The organism is Desulfofundulus thermosubterraneus DSM 16057 (assembly GCF_900142025.1).
Classification (GTDB): Bacteria; Bacillota; Desulfotomaculia; order Desulfotomaculales; family Desulfovirgulaceae; genus Desulfofundulus; species Desulfofundulus thermosubterraneus.
The window spans coordinates 22,814-46,813 of sequence record NZ_FQZM01000003.1; the positions used below are offsets into that span (position 1 = coordinate 22,814).

The 24,000-nt window shown below is 51.4% G+C and carries 21 protein-coding genes; 8 read left to right on the plus strand and 13 right to left on the minus strand.

Annotation, left to right across the window (positions count from 1 at the left end; all coding sequences use genetic code 11):
• Window positions 1–47 precede the first annotated feature (47 nt).
• The 6 genes from BUA65_RS00140 to BUA65_RS00165 all read left to right on the plus strand — a co-directional run bounded on the left by BUA65_RS00140 (window position 48) and on the right by BUA65_RS00165 (window position 4,813).
• A complete protein-coding gene (locus BUA65_RS00140; protein WP_242656173.1) occupies window positions 48–845 on the plus strand; it encodes an N-acetylmuramoyl-L-alanine amidase in 798 nt (265 codons plus the stop codon).
• Window positions 842–1,738 (plus strand): N-acetylmuramoyl-L-alanine amidase family protein, encoded by an 897-nt coding sequence (locus BUA65_RS00145; RefSeq protein WP_072866747.1) that lies wholly within the window; start codon window positions 842–844, stop codon window positions 1,736–1,738. Before BUA65_RS00140 ends, BUA65_RS00145 begins: the two co-directional genes overlap by 4 nt.
• Before the next feature lie 32 nt (window positions 1,739–1,770).
• Complete coding sequence (locus BUA65_RS00150; RefSeq protein ID WP_165613161.1) at window positions 1,771–2,682, plus strand: L,D-transpeptidase family protein; 912 nt, start codon at window positions 1,771–1,773, stop codon at window positions 2,680–2,682.
• Between the two features lie 19 nt (window positions 2,683–2,701).
• On the plus strand, window positions 2,702–3,568 hold the full coding sequence (locus tag BUA65_RS00155; RefSeq protein WP_072866748.1) for a lipid II flippase Amj family protein: 867 nt from the start codon (window positions 2,702–2,704) through the stop codon (window positions 3,566–3,568).
• Window positions 3,569–3,680: 112 nt separating this feature from the next.
• Complete coding sequence (locus BUA65_RS00160; protein WP_072866749.1) at window positions 3,681–4,334, plus strand: coenzyme F420-0:L-glutamate ligase; 654 nt, start codon at window positions 3,681–3,683, stop codon at window positions 4,332–4,334.
• Between the two features lie 20 nt (window positions 4,335–4,354).
• Entirely contained in the window at window positions 4,355–4,813 is a 459-nt protein-coding gene (locus BUA65_RS00165; protein ID WP_072866750.1) for a pyruvoyl-dependent arginine decarboxylase, read from the plus strand.
• 89 nt (window positions 4,814–4,902) lie between these two features.
• On the opposite strand, the gene BUA65_RS00170 is transcribed toward BUA65_RS00165, so the two are convergent.
• The 11 genes from BUA65_RS00170 to BUA65_RS00220 form a co-directional block, all read right to left on the minus strand.
• A complete protein-coding gene (locus tag BUA65_RS00170) occupies window positions 4,903–6,591 on the minus strand; it encodes a PucR family transcriptional regulator (protein WP_072866751.1) in 1,689 nt (562 codons plus the stop codon).
• Between the two features lie 118 nt (window positions 6,592–6,709).
• Entirely contained in the window at window positions 6,710–8,452 is a 1,743-nt protein-coding gene (locus BUA65_RS00175; protein WP_072866752.1) for a hydantoinase B/oxoprolinase family protein, read from the minus strand.
• 5 nt (window positions 8,453–8,457) lie between these two features.
• Complete coding sequence (locus tag BUA65_RS00180; RefSeq protein WP_072866753.1) at window positions 8,458–10,512, minus strand: hydantoinase/oxoprolinase family protein; 2,055 nt, start codon at window positions 10,510–10,512, stop codon at window positions 8,458–8,460.
• Window positions 10,513–10,530: 18 nt separating this feature from the next.
• Entirely contained in the window at window positions 10,531–10,872 is a 342-nt protein-coding gene (locus BUA65_RS00185) for a cupin domain-containing protein (RefSeq protein WP_242656197.1), read from the minus strand.
• A 40-nt stretch (window positions 10,873–10,912) separates the two neighbouring features.
• Window positions 10,913–12,004: a M24 family metallopeptidase gene (locus tag BUA65_RS00190; protein WP_072866755.1), complete on the minus strand. Its 1,092-nt coding sequence runs from the start codon at window positions 12,002–12,004 to the stop codon at window positions 10,913–10,915.
• A 124-nt stretch (window positions 12,005–12,128) separates the two neighbouring features.
• Window positions 12,129–12,914, minus strand: a complete 786-nt coding sequence (locus BUA65_RS00195; protein ID WP_072866756.1) for an aspartate/glutamate racemase family protein — start codon at window positions 12,912–12,914, stop codon at window positions 12,129–12,131.
• Window positions 12,915–12,987: 73 nt separating this feature from the next.
• Window positions 12,988–13,983, minus strand: coding sequence for an ABC transporter ATP-binding protein (locus tag BUA65_RS00200; RefSeq protein ID WP_072866757.1), 996 nt, complete (start codon window positions 13,981–13,983; stop codon window positions 12,988–12,990).
• Window positions 13,984–13,997: 14 nt separating this feature from the next.
• The gene (locus tag BUA65_RS00205) at window positions 13,998–14,972 is read right to left on the minus strand and encodes an ABC transporter ATP-binding protein (protein ID WP_072866758.1); all 975 of its coding nucleotides are present in this window, start codon (window positions 14,970–14,972) and stop codon (window positions 13,998–14,000) included.
• The gene (locus tag BUA65_RS00210; protein ID WP_072866759.1) at window positions 14,965–15,882 is read right to left on the minus strand and encodes an ABC transporter permease; all 918 of its coding nucleotides are present in this window, start codon (window positions 15,880–15,882) and stop codon (window positions 14,965–14,967) included. Before BUA65_RS00210 ends, BUA65_RS00205 begins: the two co-directional genes overlap by 8 nt.
• Window positions 15,882–16,904 (minus strand): ABC transporter permease, encoded by a 1,023-nt coding sequence (locus BUA65_RS00215; protein ID WP_072866760.1) that lies wholly within the window; start codon window positions 16,902–16,904, stop codon window positions 15,882–15,884. The genes BUA65_RS00210 and BUA65_RS00215 overlap by 1 nt, the downstream gene beginning before the upstream one ends.
• 285 nt (window positions 16,905–17,189) lie before the next feature.
• Entirely contained in the window at window positions 17,190–18,875 is a 1,686-nt protein-coding gene (locus BUA65_RS00220) for an ABC transporter substrate-binding protein (RefSeq protein ID WP_072866761.1), read from the minus strand.
• A gap of 1,351 nt (window positions 18,876–20,226) precedes the next feature.
• Here BUA65_RS00220 and BUA65_RS00225 point away from each other — a divergent pair.
• On the plus strand, window positions 20,227–21,036 hold the full coding sequence (locus BUA65_RS00225; RefSeq protein ID WP_207543831.1) for a helix-turn-helix domain-containing protein: 810 nt from the start codon (window positions 20,227–20,229) through the stop codon (window positions 21,034–21,036).
• A 45-nt stretch (window positions 21,037–21,081) separates the two neighbouring features.
• Here BUA65_RS00225 and BUA65_RS00230 read toward each other — a convergent pair whose 3' ends face one another.
• Complete coding sequence (locus BUA65_RS00230) at window positions 21,082–21,588, minus strand: YhcN/YlaJ family sporulation lipoprotein (RefSeq protein ID WP_072866763.1); 507 nt, start codon at window positions 21,586–21,588, stop codon at window positions 21,082–21,084.
• Between the two features lie 259 nt (window positions 21,589–21,847).
• Here BUA65_RS00230 and BUA65_RS00235 point away from each other — a divergent pair, with 259 nt between their 5' ends.
• Window positions 21,848–22,408: a UbiX family flavin prenyltransferase gene (locus BUA65_RS00235; protein WP_072866764.1), complete on the plus strand. Its 561-nt coding sequence runs from the start codon at window positions 21,848–21,850 to the stop codon at window positions 22,406–22,408.
• A 2-nt stretch (window positions 22,409–22,410) separates the two neighbouring features.
• Here the strand turns inward: BUA65_RS00235 and mgtE are convergent, their stop codons facing one another.
• The gene (gene mgtE / locus BUA65_RS00240; RefSeq protein WP_072866765.1) at window positions 22,411–23,763 is read right to left on the minus strand and encodes a magnesium transporter; all 1,353 of its coding nucleotides are present in this window, start codon (window positions 23,761–23,763) and stop codon (window positions 22,411–22,413) included.
• Window positions 23,764–24,000: the final 237 nt, after the last annotated feature.

The following is a 24,000-nucleotide window of genomic DNA, read 5'->3' on the forward strand; positions in this document are numbered from 1 at the left end:
GCAGCCTGACCAGGGCAAACCGGTCGCCCGGAGGGTGGAAATATTAAATGCTTATTGTTCTGCCTTTAACTTTTAAAAAAATTAAAATTGTACTGGTTACTGCTCTGGTTGCAGCCAGTCTCTGGCTGGGTTTGCGCGCCATCGTCAATGCCCGCCACCAGGCATCCATCAGCGCCCTTTCCTGGGCCTTAGCCGGCCGGGTGATCGTAGTCGATCCGGGGCACGGGGGTGTGGACCCCGGAGTGGTGGGGAAAAACAACGTGCTGGAAAAGGACCTGGTCCTGGCCGTAGGGCAAAAGCTGGCCCTTTACTTGCGCCAGGGCGGAGCGAGGGTAATCATGACCCGGGAAGGAGACCACGACCTGGCCGACCCGGAGCTTACCGGCCTGTATAAACGAAAGCGCCAGGATCTCGCCCGCCGGGTGACCCTGGCCAATAGCTTACCGGCCCATGCCATGGTAAGCATCCACATCAACAGTTTTAGCAATCCGTCCCAATATGGCGCACAAACCTTTACCAGATCCGGCTCGCCGGAGAGCGAGGCTTTGGCCAGGGCCATCCAGGACGAACTCAACCGCCTGCTTAAAACCAACCACCGGCTGCCCTTATACGGGGATTATTACATCCTTCGTCATTCCCGGGTGCCCACGGTGATTGTAGAGATTGGTTTCATCACCAATCCCAGGGAATACCGCCTGTTGCAGGATCCCCTGTACCAGAGCAAGGTGGCCTGGTGCCTTTATGCCGGCCTCACCAGATATTTTGCCGGAGAGGGAAAAAAGTCCCCCCGGCTCAACTTAGGTAAGAGGGAAAAGCGTCATTTCCTGAAGGGGGTAAGGGCATGACAGTCAGCCGCATCACCAACATCTGGAGCAAAGTCCACTACAACCCCAGCCGCCCGGTCTCCCGGGTAGTAATTGAATCCACCAGTCCTTTTCATTTTGATGCAAAGGAAAATCCTTCAGGTATCACCCTCATCGCCCGGGGGGCCCGGGCCAGTATGTATTGCGAAACAATTGAAGTGTATGACGGGTTGATTGAATGGATCAGGGTTGAAGAGCAATCACAGGGCGTAACCTTTGAAATCAAGACCAACCACCCTTCCCCCTGGCAAGTAGCAAGTGAACCGGGTATACCTCACCGTACTGTAATCAGCTTTGTCCGGGACCACCTTTTTAATCTTTTTTCTTCAAAGGTATTTGTTATAGACGCGGGGCACGGGGGTAATGACCCGGGAGGAAGGGGGCCCGTTAATCTCCTGGAGAAAAACGTTACCATGGCCATGGCCACCGCCCTGCAGGATCTGCTCAAACCCCTGAAAAGTCAAGTCTACCTTACCCGCACCGGGGATTATCCCCTTTCCCAGTGGATGCGCTGCAACCTCGCCCTAAAAATGAACGCGGATGTGTTTATCAGCTTTCATACCTACCATAATACGGACACTTCCATTCAAGGAACGGCGGTAAAATATAACCCCAGAGCACCGGGGTGTGAACGTCTCGCCCTGTTTACCCTGGAAGAAATCGTGCGCAAAATTAAACGCCCCTCACGGGGGGTAGAGCCGGATCCGCAGCTGTGCCATCTAGGTAGGCTCCCCGGCGTTACGGTTGAGCCCGTGGCCATTTCCAACTGGGTCGAGGAAGGTCTTTTGCGCAACCCTACTCTTTACAAAAAAATCGCCCAGGGTATCTTTAACGGCCTTTTACGGTTATGGGGGGAGAAAAAAGGGGAAAAATAAAAAACGACTCTTTGACCTGCCCGGTGATATGCATGCGTCGTTGCATCTGCCTGATCATCTTAAGTTTCCTTTTGCTTTGCCGGCCTGCCTGCACTCCGGCCCTGGTCAGGGCACATGAGTGCGGCAGCTATGAGCAGCCCCGGCTTACGACACCCTTCCACCAGGGACGGGATATTGCCAACCTGCAGCAATGCCTGTCTTCCCTGGGTTACTTTCGGGGTCCGGCTAGCGGCCTTTACGACGAAACCACCATACAAGCCGTGGAACGCTTCCAGAAGGATCACGGCCTTCCACCCACCGGCGTGGCTGACGTATCCACCTGGCAGTCTATTAGCCAAGCCATGTTGGCCAGGCCTGACCAGGGAGCGCCCCCCTCCCCCGGGCATGACCTTTTTATCCTGGTTGATACCCGTTCCCTGACCATGACCGTTTTTTCCCGGGGACAACCCATCAGGCAATACCCGGTGGCCCTGGGCAAACCGGGCTCGGAAACCCCTTTAGGCCTCTGGAAAATCGTAGACAAATCGGATGAATACGTCCCCGGCATGGGCCCCCGCTGGATGGGACTGAACATCCCCAAAGGCACCTATGGCATCCACGGCACAGACAGCCCCTGGTCCATCGGGACTTTTGCCAGTGCCGGTTGTGTGCGTTTGCACAACGCCCATGTGGTCGAGCTCTATGATTGGGTTTCCGAGGGCACGCCGGTACTGGTCCTGGGTAATCCTTTTTTGCCGCAGTATCCCGTACTCTACCAGGGAAGCTGCGGTACGGCAGTGCAGGAAGTCCAGCGCACCCTGAAGCGGCTGGGTTATTACAACCAGAAGCCCGACGGTATCTTTGGCCCTCAGACGGCCGAAGCCGTAGAATTGTTTCGAAAAAAACACGTCCTGGAAGAAAAACCCGTGGTGGATGAGGAACTGTGGCGTTTGCTGGGATTTTAAGGAGGGTAGGTGAGGAATAATCGACCGGGTGCTTCTGATTGCCGTTTTAACGGCAATTATTCATTTAACTGATACATTAGTTTACGCTGTACGCCTTTCAGGGGTGACCACGCGCCGGCTGGCTACGGCCTTTTCCTTATTTCAAATTATTTCTCTACTGGCCAGCACGGCCAACCTTATTCAGGCCCCCCTGTTATCATCCGTGGTGGAAAAAACCATCAATACCGGCCTGAAGCACGCTTCCGGTTCTTTGCTCGAGTCACCTTTGTATCACCACCAGCTCACCCAGCTAAGCATGGATATACGCCTGGTTATTTTTTCCGCCACCGTGGGTACAGTATTGGGAGTGCTACTAACTCCGGCCTTTAATTATGTTTTTACCCGGGTGATTTTTCTCTTTGAAGAAGCCGGTTCCATTCCCCGCCTGATTATTATCCTCCTTTCGCCGCACCTGTTGGTCAGAACCATGCGCAAAAGACCCGGATACCTCGGCGCCCTGAGAGCATCGTTTCCGGGGCGTCCACAAAACATACCTTTGGCTTTTTTAATCGCCAATACCATGGTCATCGGCATCTGGACCACGGGGGTGTTATCGGCCCTGTATGCCGGCGCGTTGTTGCCCGAATACCGTTCAACGGCCAGCCTTCTTTCAGGCGTGGTGAACGGCGTGGCCACCATTCTTTCGGCCATGATCGTGGACCCGACCGCCGCCATGATTACCGACCAGGCCCTGCGGGGAACCAGGGATCAAAGGGATGTCCGGCAAATGGTTTATTACCTGTGTTTAACCAGGGTGCTGGGGACTATTCTGGCCCAGGTCTTTTTTCTACCGGCTGCCTATCTGATCAGGAATGTGGCCCTGATCATTGCCGTTCCAGATCGTTAAAAAATGGGAGAGAGAGGGACAGGCACATAATTAACCTTCCGGTATAACCTGATATTAGCTCCTTAACCGGCCCGGGCAAATACCAGGAGCACGGTGAGAGGTGATGATGTGTATGCCCTGCTATACCATCCCCATTCGAACCCATGTAATTACCGAACAGGATAACATCATCGAGCTGGCCAAACGTTACACCGAAGGGGTGGTGGAGCCGGGGGATATCATTGCCATTGCCGAGAGTGTGGTAGCCATTACCCAGAAAAGAGCCATCTTACCCGAGGAAGTTCAGCCGGGCTTGCTGGCCCGCTTTCTGTGCCGCTTCCCGGGTAAACACGGTAGCCTGGCTACCCCACCGGCCATGGAACTGGCCATCAGGGAAGCAGGGACCATCAGAATTCTCTTGGGCTGCATGGCCGCAGCCCTGGGGCGGCTCATAGGCAGGCGTGGCTTTTTCTACCTGGTGGCCGGCCGGGAACTGGCTTTTATCGATGATATTGCCGGCACCATGTGGCCCTATGAAAGGCATATCATTCTCGGCCCCCAAAAACCGGGCAAGATTGTGGCCGCCATCAAGGAAGTCACCGGTGCCGATGTAGTAATTGCCGACGTCAACGATATCAAATGCGTGGATATACTGGCTGCAACCAGCCCCGCCAGCGTCAAAATAGCTAAAGAATCGCTGGTAGACAACCCCTTTGGCAACGACGACCAGCAAACACCCATTGTGGTCATTAAGGTAAAAAAGGAGGCACAAGACAGAGCAGCCTAACTATGATAGGAGGGAACACTTTGCTACCAACACCAACCAAATTTACCCTGGTGGCAGGAGCCGGTGAAGGGCAGACGCCTTTAAACGCCTTTGACCGGGCATTGCTGGAAGCCCGAGCGGGAAACGTAAACCTGATCCGGGTAAGCAGCATCCTACCGCCCGGTGCCGAATATGTGGAAGAATTAACCCTGCCCCCCGGAGCACTGGTACCTGTAGCCTACGGTGCAACTACCTCCACCACCCCCGGAGACAGAATTGCCGCTGCCGTAGCCGTGGGCATCCCCGAGGAAGGTTTTGGCGTAATTATGGAGTATTCTGGCCACACCTCCCGCCAGGAAGCGGAAAGGATCATCCGGCAAATGGTGGAGGAGGCTTTTGCCACGCGCAGGCTGGAACTGAAAAAGTACATGGTCAGGGCCGTGGAACACCAGGTAGTCAGGACCGGAGCAGTTTTTGCAGGAATACTGTTGTGGTATTGAGCTGTCCAATATTTGAAAAGCCGGTTTTTCGGCAGGAAAAACCGGCTTTTATGCTTTTATATTATAAAATAGACGGAACAACCGTTCTCCTACAATACTTTTAACGCTTTCAAAGAAAGATAATAATATAATTTCTCTTCCCCATTGCAAAAAGGGTCCTTTCCCAGAATCTCTTTGATGCGCTCCAGGCGGTATTTTACCGAATTGGGGTGAATGTAGAGCTTTTCGGCAGTCCTAGAGATGTTTTCATTGTAATCCAGGTATACTTCCATGGTTTTGATTAACTCCGCCTTATTGGCGGAATCATATTCCAGTAATTTGGCCAACCTCTGACGGCAGGACTCTTTAACTTCATTATTACCAAAAGATAAAAGTAAAGCATAAATACCCAGCTGTTCAAAGTCAAATATACCGTTACCGCCCTGCACCCTGCGGCCAATTTTCAATGCCTGTTCTGCTTCGTGATAACTCTGTGCCACCCCGGTCAATCTGTCACAACACCTGCCAATTCCTATGGACACCGTAACTTTGCCCAACATCCTGTTCACTTCAGCAGTAATTTCCTGGGCCAGGTGAAAGAGCATCGATTTGATTGACTCTGGTTTAACTTCCCTGGCTATGTGCATCAAAACGATCATGCCGTCGCTTTTAGGAATGACTATATTTTTTTGATTCCGGGACAGGGCAGAAACCCTCACTATTCTGCATAACTGGTTCTTTAGCTCCTGAAAAAGAATTTCCCCTCCCTCCAAATAGTAATCTTCAAAACGGTCAATAGCCACAATCATGACGGCCCGTTTTCCATTCAGTTCAAAACCAAGGTGTTGAGCGCGCTGGATAATAATTTCTTCAGAATCATAATGATTGTAAAGCAAATCCTCCCAGAACTCAATGTTCATCTTGTCTTCCGCTCTTTTGATTGCCCTTCGTTTCGATTCCTCCAGGGCAACTGCCGTGGCAGCATGAGTTAAAGCTACGTCTGATATATCGAATTCCCCATCCCTACCAGTGCCTGCAGGAGTAACCACATACCCGTAAAGTTCCCGTCCGACCGCTACCCTTGTTAATAACAACTGCACATTGGGGATAGAAGTCGGTCTGTTGTATGTCCTGATTCCCAGGCTTCCTTCCAGAGGAAACCCATCATCTGCAGGAATAGATGAGTGCAGCTGTCTCAAAACATCCAGAGCTTCCCTGGTAAAATCGCCTGCTAAAACCTTATCAGTCCCTGCAACGGCCAAGACTTTTAAGGAGCTATCCGTAATCATAACCGGCCTGTTTATGAGTTTCTGTAAGGAAAGGGCTATTTTTTCAAAGCTCCCTCCGGCCAGGAGAATATCCGTCAAATATGTGTTTATCTGCAACGATTTTTCCAGCAACATCTTTTGCTTATTAAGGATGGCGCCCATCACAACGGAAAATACGGTGCTGTAGGGAATGCTCCTGGGCAGAACAAGGACGGGAAAATTAAGTTCTTCCGCCAGCTGGAAGGCACAATCATCCATGGCTACTTCCAGGTTATGGCCCGGGTGCACCGCCAGGGCGGTCACACCTGCTCTGCTCAAGTCCCTTATGAGATCATAAACCTGCTCCCGGGCTGGGAAAGCCCCAAGTGTAGTCAGGAAAAGCTCTCCCCCGCGTACCCAGTCCTGGTACCGCGTTACTTCCAGCACGCTCACTGTCTCAATGATCCTGGATAAACCGTTACGCCCCGCTTTCAAAATAACACCGTGGCCTTTTAACAGCTCCAGGGCCTCGTTGACAGTTATACCCTTCATTTAATCTCACTCCTGTCCGCCTCTACTTATTAATTCTTGATTTACAATTCTAACCCCTCCCCATGGATAGAAAAGTTAAAACAAAAAGTGCGGCACCGGTGGCCGCACCTCATACCCTTTAATTCTGCCTGCTCATTTCTTCCCGCAGTTTTTCTGTTTTCTCCCGGTCGATTTCCAGGGTCACCGGATCGATGATCACACCGTATTCCCTGGCTGCCGCTTCAATGGTAATGTATTCGTCTTTGACGTCCTGCCATACTTTTTCCACCGGACGCTCCAGGGGATCTCCATAACCGCCCCCACAACCGCTAATAAATCTTACTAAATCACCTTTACGCATGGGATAATTGGAGAAAGTGGCACCAATAATGGGTTCTGAACCATCTGCAGGGTGAATTTCCACCACGTTGGGGGAGCCGTCCTTTCCTCCGGCAAATCCCCACGGTGGAATCCTGTGCCTGCTGACAATAGTTGTCAATTCGGCATTCGAGTTGAGCAAGCGGTAATCCCTGATCAACCCGCAGCCCCCTCTAAATTTACCGGCACCGGTATTGAGGTTAAAAGCATACTGTTCGACTATAATGGGATACTTGTACTCCGCAACCTCAACAGGAATCATATACGTTTCCCCATCGGCGATGGCCACCAGGCCGTTTTCACCGTCTTTGTTATATCCGGCACCCCATCCTCCGGCCTGGGGTTCACACAGGACAAAGGGTTGCCCGGTTTCATCTTCGATTCCGGCCAGGATGGTACCGATAATGCTTAAAAAGTGGCCGGCCGTTATTCTCTCCGGTATCACCGGGGCCAACGCCTTCGCCACCAGGTCTGTAATATGAGACAAAGCCTCCCAGTTGGTGGAAACCGGGGCCGGTCGCACGGCGGCAAAAACGCTGCCTTCACGCACAATTACTTTTAACGGGGAATAAAAACCCTCGTTGGGCTCGGCGTCGGGATTCAGCAGGGCATGGTAAATAATTCTTCCGGCAGAGTAGGCCCCAAATTTTGTACAGTTGATGGGAGCGGCAATCTGGTTCCCCGACTCCGATAAGTCCACCACAAAACTGTCATCTGTAATGGTCACCTTAACTTTGATATAAACATCGCCCAGACCATTAGCATTGGCATCAATATAGCTTTCCGCCTCAAAGGTGCCCTTGGGCATTTTGGCCAGCTCTTTAAGAGCCAGCTTTCTGCCGTTCTCCAGCAATGTCTTTATACTTTCCATGACAGCGTCTTTACCATACTTGTCGAAGAGCTCAAGCACCCTTTTTTCCGCGATACGCAAAGAAGCCGTCTGGGCATATAAATCCCCGAGAGTCATGTCGGGAGTACGGCAATTGGCAGCAATCATATCCCTGACTGCCTCGTTTAATTTTCCTTCCTCATAAATTTTAATTACCGGGAATTGCAGGCCCTCCTGATAAATCTCGGTGGCATTTGTAGACCAGCTGCCCAGGTTTTTGCCGCCAATCTCATTCCAGTGCCCTTTATTGGCGGCAAAGGCCACCAGTTCCCCGTCGTAAAAAATGGGTAAAACAGCCGATACATCGCACAGGTGGGTGCCGCTGCCGGTAAAGGGATCATTGGTGAGAATGATATCCCCCGGCTTTAAATTCTCCGGACCAAACTTTTCCAGCGTTGAAATAACCGAATAAGTAATTGCTCCCAAAAAGCCGGTGACTCCGTTGGCCTGAGCAATGAGATTTCCTCTGGCATCGGTCAGGCCGCAGGCATAGTCAAGCACTTCGTAGATAATGGTACTCTGGCTGGTACGGCCCCAGGTAAGAAACATTTCTTCCGCTGCTGCAATCAAACCCTGGGCTATGTTTTCTCTAGTGAATGGATCTACTTTTGCCATAAGTCTTACACCCCCGTATAAATGATCAGGTTGCCGTAATCGTCTACTTCCAGAGTTTGACCGGGGTAAAGGATGGTTACCGACTTCGGTTCTTCTATGGCCGCCGGCCCCTGAATTTTATGACCCGGCCCCAGCATGCCCCTGTCGTATACCTTGCTCATCAACCGCCCGTGCTCATCAAAGTCGATAACTCTTTCTCCTTTGATGGCATCATGCAGGGAACCGGCAGGAGGCACTTTCTTTATTTCCGGCTTTTTGACCATTCCAAAAGCAGTCAAATTGAAATTGACAAATTCAGCCGGAGCGTAATCCAGGCTAAAAGTGTACTGTTGATGGTGGTTGCGATCAAAAGCCTTCCTGATGGTAATCAGGTCTTCTTCTCGAATAATACCGTTACCAACCGGAGTCCTGACCGTGTGTTCCTGGCCAATATAGCGCAGATCTGCTGTTCTGACAAACACAATATCACCGGGGGATATACCCTGCTTTTCATAAACGGCCATTGCTTCCTGCTCCATTTCCTGGTAAATAGCATTCACCCTATCCAGATCGCATCCGTTCACAGGCATAATCTGGGTCTGGATGAAATCCTGCCTCAGGTCGGTCATCAACATTCCCCAGGCTGAGAAGGTAGCCGGCATATTTGGAACAATGAGCTTGCCCACCTTTAACTCGGCAGCCAGGAATGGCCCATGAACAGCCCCGTTTCCGCCCATGGCCACCATGACAAAATCCCTGGGATCGTAACCCCTGCGCACGGAAATGAGCTTTAAAGCGTTCAGCATATTGTTATTGGCCGTTTTAATCACACCCAGCGCGGCTTCCTCAATGCTGATTCCGAAATGCCTGGCAATTGGTTCCATAGCCTTCCTGGCCAGCTCGGGGTTGATTTTAAATTCCCCACCCAGGAAACTGCCGGGATCAATCCGGCCTGCTATTAAATTGGCGTCAGTCAGAGTGGGCTGAGTTCCGCCCAGGCCGTAACAAGCAGGGCCAGGGTCCGCTCCAGCACTTTGAGGACCTACTTTCAGCACACCTACATCATCTATCCAGGCAATGCTACCCCCGCCAGCCCCAATTTCGATAATGTCCACAATAGGAGTTTTTACAGGGTAACCGGCAAATTTGGGTGTCCATTCCAGCTTGTAATCGGTAGTGATCTTAACCTCGCCCCTGCTGATTAAAGAGGTCTTGGCCGTAGTACCACCAATATCGAAAGTTATTAAATTTTCCTCGCCGATAATTTTGCCCAGGGCGGCAGCACCGATCACTCCTCCTACGGGCCCCGACTCGATCAGGGTGATTGGCACTTCCTTGGACCGGGCAAAAGTGGCCGTTCCTCCGTTGGAAAGCATGGCGTGAGGTTCTACCTTGAGACCCATTTCCTCCAAACGTTCCTGCAGGGTATCAAGGTACCTGGTGGCCGCCGGCTTCACATAGGCATTGAGTACGGTCGTGCTCGTCCGCTCATATTCACGCCATTCCTTAATCAAGTCTGACGAGATTGTAATCTCGACCCCCGGCAATTCCCTGGCCAGAATGCGTCCGACCATCCGTTCTTGTTCTGGATTGGCATAGGAATGTAAAAGACATACTGCAACCGCTGCGACACCCTCTTCCTTGATCTTTCTGGCTATTTCTACCACTTCATCTTCCGAGACACCTTTCAGCACCTCGCCTTTATAATTGAGGCGCTCATCCACCTCAAACCGCAGGTGTCTGGGAACAAAAGAACGGGGTTTCTTATAAAAGTAATTATATAAATCAGGCCGGTTGGCCCTGCCGATTTCCAGTACGTCCCTGAAACCTTTGGTAGTGACCAGAGCCGTTTTGGCCCCTTTTCTTTCCGTAACGGCATTAATCACCACGGTGGTACCATGTACAAAATACACGGTCTCTGCTAAATCAATACCGGTTTTCTTAATGGCATTAATTACCCCGTTGGCAAAGTTTTCCGGAGTGGTGTGGGCTTTTTCATCAATTACCTGACCGGTTTCTTCATTCAGGCACACGAAGTCAGTGAAGGTTCCTCCAATGTCAACTGCGATTCTTAAACTCATGAACAACCCTCCAGGCCTCTAATTTTCGGGTACTGTGTGCGGAGTAACAAACCACAATATTTTTGCTTCTCCCTGAGATATATTGGTGCTGGCATGGGGCTTGTTCCCAGGCATAAACACCAGATCTCCCTCTTCTGCTATTTCACTGCCGGTATCAGTATCTAACCGGACTTTCCCGGTAAGGATATAGGAAACTTCCTCGGAGGCATGACGGGAATAACCCGAAACCGGGAGCCTTTGGCCCGGTTTCAACACTGCGATTCCTACCTGACAGTTTTTTGCGCCGTGCTCCCTCCCGGAAATCAAGAGCTTCAAAGGGTAGCTTTCATCAACGACAGCGCAAAACTGGTTCTTCTTCACAATCTTCAACTCGAACCACCTCCTTTCCAATGAACAGACCCTATATTTCGATCAGTTCCCTGGGAAAATTATTCAAGCGGATTGGGCCGTCACTGGTTACGGCCACAATATCTTCAATGCGCACGCCCAGTTTTCCGGGCAGGTAGATCCCCGGTTCCACGCTAAAAACCATTCCCTGCCGGAGGGGAGTGGTGTTTCCTTCAACCAGGTAGGGATCCTCATGATAATCCAGGCCAATGCCGTGACCGGTCCGGTGAATGAAGTAGTCCCCGTAGCCTGCACGGGAGATTAAGCTCCGGGCAGCCCTGTCTACATCCCCGCAGGGAACACCTTCCCTGGCCGACTGAAAGCCCAGCTCATTGGCCTCCTGCACCACGCGGTAAACCTCTTTTCCCTCCGGGGTGGCCTTACCCAGGCAAAATGTACGGGTAATATCCGAACAGTACCCCCCCACCACCGCACCGAAATCCAGGACGATAAAATCACCCTTTTGCAGTTTTCGATCGCCGGTGATGTGATGCGGCAAAGAACCGTTAGGGCCTGAAGCTACAATGGGCTTAAAGGAAATATCTTCAGCGCCCAACGCCTTAATGGTGTTCTCAATAAATAGGGCCAGTTCTTTCTCCGTAACACCTTCCCTCATTTCTTTCAGCACTTCACCCATTACCCGGTCCACCAGCTTTCCTGCCTGCTCCAGCAGGGTCAGCTCTGTTTCGTCTTTGCAAACACGCACTTCTGACATGACATCCCGGGCGGCCACGAATTGAAAGCCGGAGAAAGCCCGCATAATGCTCAAGAAATGGCCCGCCCACATTTTTTCATCTACCGCAACCCGCCCCTGTTTTGTGGTTACCGCCGCCATGACCAGCTCCACCGGGTCCTGGTGATCGGGCCAGGTAAGCAAGCGGTAATGCCCATGGATCTTGGCGGCATATTCTTTATACATCTCAGGCAAAACCAACGTTAAGGGACCTTCCGCCGGCAATACGGCAACCTGAAGGCGTTCATCGGCTACTGTTTTCAACCCCGTCAGGTAAAACATATTGGCGGTGGGAGCCAGAACCAGGTAGTCAATGCCTTTGCGGCCCATTAACTGCTGCACCCTGGCCACCCTTTTCGAAAATACATCCATATTCAAACCTCCCTTCACGGGAAGGAACTCAGACGCTTCTATAATCAGTACACCACCCGGCTGCAAACCAAACTAACACCGGGCCATCTCTTTAACGCTTAAAACTGAAGCGCAAAGAAAGGATCTACTTCTTTTCGCTCCAGAGCCCTGGCATGGCGTACTGCTCATCCAGCCGCCACTCCCTTATCTCACGGGCGGGTGGTGTTTCATAGCCTCCCACCTTACTGGTCATCCACCCGAAACGGTCTCTTAAGTCAACCAAAAACTCGGCATGTTTGAATGGTGCCAGCACCACATCAATAACGGGCACTCCCACCATCTCCTGGAGTTCCCTGTAGAAACCAAACTGCATGGTACAACCTAAAACAATCGTTTCCGCCCTATCCTCTTCCACGGCCTTTCGTGCTTCCTCCACCAGCCGGTTTCTGGTACGGCATTCATCGGCGTGAAAATCCAGCACCCCCAGTTCCAGGGACCGGAATGAGGCCAGCTTTTCGCCGTAGCCGTATTTTAAAACATTGCGCCGCATGGCAGGAATCCACTTTTTCCTGCCCACAATAATTGAAAAAGAATCACCCAGCACACTGGCCAGTTGTAGAGAGGACTCGGCCGGAGCCGTCACTACCATCCGTTCGCAAATCTCACGGGCCTCCTCCAGGAAAGGATCATAGAAGCACCCAATCACTGCCGCGTCGTAACCGTCCTTTTCAGCCCGTTTAATGGTGTTAAGCAAATCCACTCCAATCAAAGCCTCGTAGTAGTGATACTCCAGGTGGTGGGGACCTTTTTGGAGAGAGATAACGTCCACTATTGTGGATTCGCTCCTGGCCTCTTCCAGGTAATCTTTTATCGCACTATCCCAATTATTGTGGCCAACAGGATTAATAAACAGGATTCGTTTCTTACTCACGGATTAAATTCCCCCCCAAAATTAGTTTCCCGGTAATGCAAACCAGATAAAATCTGGAAAAATCTTACTACCTTCAAGCAACGTTAACACCGGCAGTCTTTTGATAAGCATGACAGCGCACCAGGTGACCGGGAGACACCTCCAGCATTACGGGGTCTTCCCGGAAACACAACTCAGTCTTTTCCGGACACCGGAGGTGGAAGCTGCAACCGGGCGGCACATTTACCGGGGAAGGTATCTCACCAGTAGAGATGACCTTTTTAGGCTTCAGTGCCTCCTCCTCTTCGGAAACCACCGGAATAGAGGAAAGAAGCATTCTGGTATAGGGGTGAAGGGGATTTCTAAAGAATTCAACGGTATCGGCCATTTCGCAAATTTTCCCCAGGTACATAATGGCCACCCTTGTGGCAATGTTTCGCATCAAGCTTAAATCATGGGTAATAAATAAATAAGTTAGTTGCTTTTCCTGTTGTAATTTTAAAAGCATATTAATTATTTTAGCCTGAATGGAAACATCCAGGGCAGAGGTTGGTTCGTCCAGAATTATGAACGTTGGGTCGGTAGCGAGGGCACGGGCAATGGATACCATCTGTCTTTCCCCGCCGCCCATGGAAGCAGGAGACTTATACATGTAATTAGGCGATAACTCCACCATCTGCAAGATTTGCGTGATCTTCCTCTCCATCTCTTCTCTCTTGACAATCTTATGTACCCGCAAGGGCAGCTCCAAAATTTGACGGATGTTATGAGACGGGTTCAAGGAAGAACCGGGGTCCTGGAAAACTATCTGCAAATCTTTTTTTAAGGAAAGAGGACGTTTGTCACTACTCATACTGATATCCCGGCCCTGAAAAATGATCTGTCCACCGGTAGGCTTATACATGCCCATGACCGTGTAGGCCAGGGTACTTTTACCCGAACCCGATTCTCCCACCAGGCCCATGATTTCCCCTTTGTAGATGGTTAAGTCAACCCCGTCCACGGCCTTCACATAAACGGGCTTACCTTTTGATTTTTGCACCGGAAAGTACATTTTCAAATTGTTAATGGTCATGATGGGTGCATTCATGATTTCTCATCTCCTTATACCTGAAAACAGGCTACCTGGTGGCCGTCTCCCAGGTCTCTAAGAAGGGGCTTTTCTTCCCTGCACCTCTGTACAGCCCGGGGACAGCGGGGGTGAAAACGGCACCCACCGGGAGGGCGCAGGTAATCGGGTATACGCCCATAGATGCCTTCGGCCACACCGCCGCCTGTAAGCTTGGGCACGGACGACAGCAGGCCAAGGGTATAAGGGTGAAGGGGGTTGGCAAAGAGATCGCTGGTTCGAGCCACTTCGACAATATTCCCGGCATACATAACGTAAATGCGGTCTGTTAACTCACGGGCGACTCCAAGGGAGTGGGTAATCATAATTAAAGACATCTCTTTCTTTTCAACCAGCCCCCTCAGGAGCCTGTGCACCTGGTCCTGAATGGTTACATCCAGGGAGGTTCCTGGTTCATCGGCAATCAGTAATTCACGGGCTGTAACTATGGCCATGGCAATACAAATTCGCTGTTTCATTCCACCGCTCAACTGGTTGGGGTAGCAGTTCAGGATCCGCTCGGGATCAGGAATATACACCTCCTTTATTGCCTGAATGGCCAGCCTTTTAATGTTATCCTTCCTGCTTTCTTCTTTGCTCAAGCCGGAATATTTAATCACATCAAACATTTGGGTCCCCACGGTAAAAACCGGATTTAGTGCAGCCGCCGGTTCCTGGAAAATCATGGAAATGCCTCTGGTACGCACCTGCTGGAGTTCCCGGGGTTTCATTTTAAGTATGTCATTTCCATGGTACAGGATCTGACCTTCAGGTATGTGCGCCTGTCCCTCGGGAAGTATTCTTAATACTGATCGCATGGTAGTCGTCTTTCCACAACCGGCCTCACCCACCAGTCCCACTTTTTCCCCTTTGTATACGTGCAGGTTTACGCCATCCAGGACCCTGGAGTAACCGCCGTAAGTGCGGTACCAAACATGAAGGTTCTTGATTTCTAAAACAGGGTTACTCATGGTCATGTTCCCCCTTGGCCAGCATATCCCGGACTCCGTCACCCAGCAGGTTGAAACCCAAAATCATTACTGCGATGGCCAGGGATGGGAAAACAGTCATCCACCAGAGATCGGGCATGTACCGGGTTCCATCGGAGACCATCTGGCCCAGAGCCGGGGTAGGTGGCTGTTCGCCCAAACCGACAAAGCTCAAAGCTGCCCCGATTAAAATCACCCAGCCCACATCCAGGGCCATCTTGGTAAAAATTGGTGAAAGACAGTTGGGCAGGATCTCGCGAAAAAGGATGTGGAACTTGCTGGCCCCAATTAGTTCGGCCGCCGTTACAAAGTATTCGTTGCGCAGGGAAGTGGCCATGCCGTAAACCAGCCGGGTGTACCACGGCCACCACATGATCGTAATGGCAATCATGGCATTGGTAAGGTTCGGCTCTAAAACTGCAGCAATGGCCAGGGCCAGCAACAGGGGAGGTACCGATAGGAAAATGTCGGTGACGCGCATGATGATGGTATCCAGTAAACTTCCCTTGTAATAGCCGGCCAGCAAACCTAAAAAAACACCAACCGGAACAGCAATGGCCAGCACCAGTACCGCCATTAACAACGCCCCCCGGAAGGCAAAGATGATCCTGGACAGGATATCACGCCCGAAAATGTCGGTGCCAAACGGGTGGGTGGCGGAAGGAGCAAGGCTGGCATTGCCATAGTCCACGAATTTTCCGGCATGTTCCGGGTAAGGAGTAATATAAGGTGCCAGAACAGCCGCCATCACAATGGCCAGCACGATTACCAGGCCAGCCACAGATAATTTATTACGAGAAAACTTATACCATTTTTTTCTAAACCCCTCTTTAAACCTGGCTGCAAAAGATGGAACATTTATATCTGAAGCGGGTTGCAAGTTGGCATTCATCAAAGTTTTCCTCCCAGCCGGATGCGTGGATCGAGATAAGCAACTATAAGGTCCACCAGAATATTTACCAGGACAAAGATTAAGCCAAATACGATAATTACCGCCGAAATAGCATTTAGATCCTTTCGAAGCATGGCCTCCATGCCATAGCGGGAAATCCCCGGCCAGTTGAAGATTACTTCGACCAGAAAGGCATTCCCCATCAAGGAAGCGATATCCAGGCCCATTACGGAAACAGCCGGTATCAGGGATGGTTTCAATAGATATTTACCCATAATGATGTGGTTTGGAATTCCGTATCCCACCGCCGCCGCCACGTAGTCTTTCCCCATGTTGTCGGTCATGGCAGATCTGATAATCCGGGCTTCCTGAAATATAGGACCGATAGCCAGGGCCAGTGCCGGCAGGAACAGGTGTTTGAGAGCGTCCCAAAAAACCGGAAAGTCACCGGTGAGCAGGCTGTCAATAGTGAGCAAGCCAGTAATGGACACGGGTGGTTGCACTCCGGCACTAAGACGGCCCAGAGCAGGTATCACCGGCCAGAGATAGCCAAATATGAGCACGAATAGCACGGCCAGCACGAATGACGGCACGGCAACCCCCGTATACGCCATAATCCTGATCACGCTATCTACCCATTTATCTTTGTACCTGGCCGCCAGGGCGCCGAACAATATGGAAAAGACAATCACAAATATGGCCGATACCATGACCAGTTCCATGGTTGCCGGAAGAAATTCCATGATATCTTCCAGTACCCCGCGTTTGGTTACCAGTGACCTGCCCAGGTCACCGGTGGCAACCCCTTTAATCCAGTAATAGTATTGAGCTACCAGGGGTTTATCCAGGTGCATTTCCTCCCGCAACGCATCCACCGCAAACTGGGGTGCTCTCGGCCCTAAAGCCATTCTAGCCGGATCGCCGGGCACGACGCGGGCAATAATGAATATTACGATCGAAAGCCCAACCAGCACAAAAATGGAAAGCAAGAGCCTTCTCAGAAGATATGAGTGCAATTTCATAAATTACCCCCTAACGGCAGTACAATATCCGTGACTGAGATTATGTCAATCCAGTGTAAGCATGCATAATGCACCTGGAGTCCTTGATGAGTACTTCCCACTAAAATTTTGCTCTAGTTTTTCCCGGACAGGCAATGGATTGAAAATGCCGGCTACAGCCACCAATCAATAATACAAATAGTGTGTGGTGTGGTGGCCCTCCTTATCCAGATAGCTAAGGGGCGCCACCACCCGTTAACACCAGAAAACAGCCTGTAATAATGAACAGGCACAAGTTATCTTAATTTACTTGGGAACCTTGTTGGGGTAAACCTTGAAATCGTGGAAATAGAACATGTAGCCCATCACAGAAGTGACCGGTTTACCCTGCTTGATTAAATCGGCCGCCGGCCATACTACATATTCATCCTGGTAAGCTCTTTTCTCGGCCTGATCAAACGCCCAAATAGTCGGAGCCAGGTCTACAATTTTTTCCTGAATAGCCCCGTATTTTTCAAAACGCTTGTTGGTGTCCAGAGTGCTGATGGCATCCTCAATGGCCGCGTCTATCCCGGGATTCTTCAACCACTCACACTGCTCCCAGGTCCCGGTGGATTTGGAGTGGTAGCGTGATTCCAGGATGGAACCAGCCTCACTGTAATGCGGGGACACGAATACGATGCTGGCATTCGGCGTATTCTCAGGCTTCGCCACCTGATCCACAAACGACAACCAGGGAACCTTTACTACGTTAACCTTTATGCCAAGTTCCGCTGCATTCGACTGCAAGAGCAGGGCGATTTTTTCTTCATCAGGAACCTCAGCTACCCATGCCAGTTCAACAGGATATTCATCCAGCTTGCCGGCATATTTCGATTTGGCCAATTCCGCTCTGGCCTTCTCCAGATTCCGTTCATAAGGCGTCAGGTTGGGATTGAATCCGGGCAGGACGGAGGAAACCGGCCCTTTTGCCTTCCGGCAGCCGGGGAACAGCTTATCGACCACGGTGTCGTAGTCAAATGCATAGGCCAGGGCCTTCCGGAAATGCACGTCATCGGTCGGCGCCTTTTTGGTGTTGAGCATGATATTAAGTATGGTACCGGTGAAAGCGGCATTAACGCTCACACCCGGGATCCGGTCCAAGGCTTCCAGGGCTTCTTTAGTTTGCCACTGGTCCGTAATTTCCAACTCCCTGCGGGTCATAAGCGTACGGATTGTCGATGGGGCAGTGGTGCCGATAATCTTAAATGCATCCGGTGCGTCCTGATCCCACCCGCCCCAGTACTGGTCGAATTTGACGGCATAAAGGTGCTCCTGTTTCTTCAACTCTTTGACCATATAAGGGCCGCTACCGGCATCATTGGTAATCAGCCAGTCCTTGCCGTAATCGCCCATCTTCCCGTAAGGGCCGGGCTTGATATTGGCCATTACTTGATCCTTATTTAAGATGTACAGCCTCACCAGGGTGGAAAGGAACGGGCCAAACGTCTTTTTCAAAGTGAATTGTACCGTGTAATTATCCAGGGCCTTGACTTCTTTCACGACGCCGGTGAAGAGATAACCGTAACCTTCACCCAGGGTAAGCATTCTTTGCATGGAGAAAACCACGTCTTCCGCCGTCAGTTCATCTCCATTGTGGAACTTTACACCATGTCTTAAATTGAAGGTCCATGTAAGACCATCGCTGCTGGTTTTCCAACCCGTAGCCAGCCAGGGTTTTAAAGTACCGTCATGGCTGGGAAAAACCAGCGTGTCGTAAAGATTGGCCAGGGCAATAGAACTGGCGTAGTCGGACCCTACTCCCGGATCAATATTGGGTACGTTGGCCTCCGAGATTCTAATGATTTTCTCCCGGGCACTTTGCTGGCTGTCGGAAGCGCCTTTTTGACTTTCGGTCTTACCACCGCCACAGCCGGCCAATAGCATGGCAACCAGAATAGCTAGTACGCCCGGTATTACCAGTTTTTTTCTCAACTTGGCCCATTTTTTCATTTGGAAGTTCTCCTCCTGGTTTTAAAAATTTGTTAATACGCTCCCTTGCACCGCCCCTTACCGTACAGCGAAAATATACGGGCAGCCGTATCCTGATTAGCCCACCATCACCCCCCGTTTCCGGTTTAAGCACCGACTATGTAAAAACAAAAGGGAAGTTATAACGTCTCGAGCATAAAAGAAAAATGCCTCCCCGCATCACAACCCAACTAATTGGTTTTTACCGAAGCAATAGTCTTACTATTCAAAATAAGTAGAAAAGTTATCAAGCTAAAACTTTTAGACATAGTCTGACATTATGCCTATATATATTCTAAGCTTGAGTCCCGGCTCCTTTGTGGGTAAGGGACAAATGCTTGGCTTTGATTTTGTTCTTTTTCAACAATATAGTTACTAATCACGGTTCAGCCCTGCACGGAGTTTACGGATCAAAGGTGTGGAATCACTTTGTACACCCGTCTTCTTGGCCACCCTGGCTCTCAACTAGGGTTATCCTGTCAGCAAGGGATACGTAAAACGAAATTTCTTATTACGCATCATCAGGGTTTAGCGCTTGACCCACGCCATTTAGCCCCAGCCAGGCCAGATTGCCGAACAGGTGCGCCTTATCAGGACCAAAGGCGATGGTGTAACCCAATGTATCGAAATCAAGGCCATGATAAACAGGCTCTGCATGATCGTGCTGAGGGTATTCTTGCGCCTGACCATACCACCGTAGAACAGGGCCACTCCGGCAGGGTCATAATCATCACCAGTGCTGCAGAGATAAAAACGAATGCGGTATCTCCCGTATCAATTTGAGCTTCATCGGCCCAGGCCAGACCGGTCCGGCCAGCAATACCAGAGGTAAAAGGTTAAGGCCATTCATGATTCGCCTGTACACTTACACCAACCTCCTATCTAAACCTACCCTGGTTTCTGCACCTTGAGCCGCCGCAGCCTCCGGATCCTGCTGTAACGGCTGAAGATGGCCTGCATCTTATCACCCGGGGTGAACGGCAACAATTCACCAGCCGGACGTTTCCTGTAAAACGTAAAAAGGGTGCTTTAATGGAGCAACGTTGCTCCCTTTAAAGCACCCTTGCTTTGAGCTCTGCTGGTAAGGTAAAAAGGCACCCTTCAGAAGACACACCTTCTGAAAAAGCGCCTTTGCTTGACCTCCACCTATGGGATAAAACGCCTCCTAACGGAACCTTCCGTTAGAAAACGCCACTGCCTCCTTAGATACTCCCCTGTATCTGCCGCTGTTCAGATTATAAGTCAGGGAGGATTTGTTGTCAACACCCTTTTTAAATGTGTGTCGTCGGACTGTGATATTGTCAGGGTAAAATCCGTCAGTGAAAATGTCAGTATGAAGGAGATAGTTACCCTGTCGCAGACGGAACTAAAGCGGATGCTGGTTTTGCAGCGGGCTCTGGAAGGTCAGATCTCAACCTTTGAAGCTGCCCTGGTATTAGGCTTAAGTGAACGTCAGGTATACAAGCTAAAGGCCAAATTCCAGTCGCAGGGACCTGCTGCCCTGGTCCATGGGAACCGGGGCCGCAAGCCGGTTCACGCTGTTCCCGAGGAGACCCGCCAGCAGGTCATCCAACTCGCCCAAACCATTTATAGGGGGTGCAATTATACTTTTCTTAGCGAGTTGCTCTGCGAACGGGAAGGAATCACCTTGAGTCCTTCTTCGGTGGGTCGCATCCTGAAAAGCGCCGGCATTCCGAGCCCGCGGAAGCACCGTCCGCCTAAACTGCACCGCCGTCGTCATCGGAAACCCCAGTTTGGGATGCTGGTCTTGATCGATGGCAGCCATCATGATTGGCTCGAGGGAAGGGGACCAAAACTGGTTTTGCTTTTGGCGGTGGACGACGCCACCAGTATGATTTTGGCCGCCCTTTTCCGTCTAACGGAAGATTTCGAAGGTTACCGGCGTCTTCTTTTCGACCTGGTTACCCGTTACGGTATTCCTCTGGCCATTTACTCTGACCGGCACACCCTCTTCTTCCCCCGGAAAAGGAAGTATCCCTTGAGCAGCAGTTGCTGGGGGAGGTTCGGCCGCATGGTAAATAACATGACCGTCGTCCCGCCGGCTGCTACGGCCGGGTTGGTAGTGGCAGCAATACGGGTAAGGAAAAAGAAACCCTTAATAAATCCAAGGGTTTCTTTTTAGGAGTAACAAGACCTCCGCAGCATTGTTTAAAGGCGTTTCAAATCATTACCTGGTGGTGGGCGTAATGCGGCGCAGGATTTCTTGAATCTCCCGGTTGAAGCTGGCTACAGGAGTGCCCCGGCTGATGCCTTGAGCCACCCTGCGGATGCGGGTAACGGTATCCGGATCGGTAGTTACCTGCACGGTGGCCACGCGGTTATCTGCCGCCCTGACCCTCCGGGCCACTTCATCCTTAATGGCCGCTGTACGCCCCCTCTCTACCCCGCTTTTAATATCGAGCCCCACAATGGCCGTGTTCCCGGTCAGGACGACCGTGGCCGATTTCACGCCGGGCACTTTCTCGGCTTCAGCCGCCAGCTTTGTAGCCAACCGGTGGGCCTCCGCGGGCGTGGTGGGCAGGGGACGGGGAGCCGTTGCCGCCGGGCCGGGGGCCGCAGGCGCAGGTCCCGGAGCAGCCGGAGCTGGCGGGGCCGGCTTGCGAGCTGCCGTGCAGCCGGATACCAGCATCAATACCAGGGGTATTATGGAAAACCAGACGGGCCATTTTTTCATTTGGTCCACCCCCATTTCCAATCATAATTTACCGTCATTTAATATTTACCGGCGGCATATCTCTTATGCTGTAAAATAATGTCTAGGGACGCCATCGCCGGACCCGTAAAAAAGCGGGCCTGCTTTTCCCGTATTGAACAATCACACCATTCAGGATACAATAATGCAGGAAAAATAGTTACCATATAACACGGAGCGACGGGGAACGATCGCCACCCCGGGGAGTTATGCGACAGTATCCATAAAGGATGGTAGAAAAGTGCGCATTATTCTAGGCATAACCGGGGCATCAGGAGCCGTATACGGCATAACCCTGCTGGAACAACTAAAGCTCTCAGGGATTGAAACCCACCTTATCTTGAGCCCCTGGGCGGCAAAAACCATCGCCCTGGAAACCCGGTGGACGCCGGAACAGGTAATGGCATTGGCCAGCTACTCTTATACGGCCAACGACCTGGCTGCACCGGTGGCCAGCGGGTCTTTTATGCACCAGGGTATGGTCATTGCCCCCTGCAGTATGAAAACCCTGGCATCTATAGCCTGGGGCTACAGCGATAACCTGATCACCCGGGCTGCCGACGTGACCATAAAAGAAAGGCGCCCCTTGATCCTGATGATCAGGGAAACGCCTTTAAGTGCCATCCATCTTGAAAACATGCTCAAACTGGCCCGGCTGGGGGTAATTATTATGCCTCCGGTACCATCCTTTTACCAGCACCCGGAAACCATCGAAGACCTGGTCCTGCAAACAACCGGGCGGGTACTGGATCTTTTGGGTATCGAAAATAGCCTAGTAAAAAGATGGGGGGGTACCCGGTAACCTTACCTGATCAGAATAAGAGTTGCCAGGGTGAAATAAATAAACATACTGCTAACGTCCATCAAGGTAGTAATGAAAGGTCCCGAGGCCAGGGCGGGGTCAACCCCGATGCGGTTGATAATCACCGGCACAAAACTGCCCAGGATGGTGGAAACGGTGATACTTAAGGCCAGTGCCCCGCCTACCACCAAACCAAGGGAGGGGGAACCCTGCCACACAAAGGCAAAGGATCCTACAACCAGGCCGCAAACCAGGCCCACCCACAGCCCCACCTGGGCTTCTTTCCAGATCACCTTTAAAACCTGACCGGGATCTACCTCTCCGGTGGCAATTCCCCTCACCACCACGGCCAGGGACTGGGTAGCCGCGTTGCCCGTACCTCCGGCTATGGCTGTCATAAAAAAAGCCAGGGCCGTTAAATGCTGCAGGGTTTCGGAAAAGCCCTCGATTACATGACCGGCCACCAGCTCTCCGAAGAGCAAACCCACCAGCCAGGGCAAACGACGCAGTGCCCGCTTCAAAGGACTGGCGTCGGGGTCTTCCCCTTCACTATCAATAGTGGCCGCCATGCGCATCATGTCCTCGGTGGCTTCCCGTTCAATAACATCCAGAACATCGTCTACCGTTACAATACCAAGCAGTTCTCCATCATCGCTGACCACAGGTACGGCCAGAAAGTCGTATTTCGCCACCAGGCGGGCCACTTCTTCCTGGTCGGTGCTCACATTCACGCTGATTACCTTGCGCCGCATGATGTCCTCAATACGCATATAAGGCGCAGCCAGTATAAGTTCCCTTAAGGAGAGCACTCCCACCAGGTGGTTTTGATCGTCCACCACATAAACGTAATAAACCGTCTCGGCATCGGGTGCGTTTTCCCGCAGCACTTCAATAGCTTGCCCGGCGGTGATATTTTTCTGAATGGCCACGTATTCCGTGGTCATGATCCCGCCGGCGGTTTCCTCGCCGTAGGTCAACAGCTCTTTGAGGTCCCGGGCCTCATGCACCTCCATCAGACCCAGCAGTTTTTGTCTCAGGTCCCCGGGCAGGTCCCCCAGCAGGTCTGCAGCGTCGTCGGTAAACATGGCACTCAATATATCGGCCGTGCGCTGTAAACCCAGGCATTCCATCAGGGTGGGCAACTTTTCCCGGTCCAGCTCAAAAATTACCTGGGCAGCCCTGTCCGGTTCCATGACCCGCAATACCTTGACCTGCTGGCCCAAACTAATGTCCGGAAATACTTCGGCTATGTCCGCCGGATGTAAGTCCTTCAGGCACTGACGCAGCCTGTCGGTAGAGCCTTCCTCAAGGCAGGAAAGGACTGCCCGGCGTACTTCTTGCCGGTCTCTGGACATCAGGCCACCTCCTTTTATCAGGGGCGGCCCACCATCCCTGGAGCATGGATACCGGGGCCAGCCCCTTTTTATTATTACCACCGGCACCATAGCGAGATCACTGAACATTTACACCCAAAGCAATGCCCCAAACAAAAAAGGCCTCCGGTTAAAGAAGGCCAAAAGCCCGACTGGACTTACATCCAGAACTACTTTAACAAATTGTTTCCTGTGCTGTCAAGGTAAATTAATGTGTAT